At 56.4% G+C, this 282-nt stretch carries 1 protein-coding gene; it reads left to right on the top strand.

Translation table 11 applies throughout. The features are described from left to right. On the top strand, nucleotides 1–282 hold a 282-nt coding region (locus tag AAEZ05_RS28280; protein WP_350649879.1), incomplete at both ends, for a superoxide dismutase.

Raw genomic sequence — 282 nt, 5'->3', positions numbered from 1 at the left:
GGGGAGGCAAACCCGAGGGTGCGCTGGGCAAGGCCATCGACGAACAACTTGGCGGCTTTGACAGCTTCAAGGAAGCCTTTACCAAGGCGGCGTTGACGCGTTTCGGCAGTGGTTGGGCCTGGTTGAGCGTTACGCCACAAAAAACGCTGGTGGTGGAAAGCAGCGGCAACCAGGACAGCCCGCTGATGAGCGGCAATACACCCATCCTCGGTCTGGACGTCTGGGAACACGCTTACTACATGCAATATCAAAACAGACGACCCGAGTACATCAATGCATTTT

Source organism: Pseudomonas sp. HY13-MNA-CIBAN-0226, assembly GCF_040310305.1.
Taxonomy (GTDB): Bacteria; Pseudomonadota; Gammaproteobacteria; order Pseudomonadales; family Pseudomonadaceae; genus Aquipseudomonas; species Aquipseudomonas gregormendelii.
The sequence above is the reverse complement of the archived record's forward strand: the minus strand, read 5'-3'. Positions and strand labels throughout refer to the sequence as shown.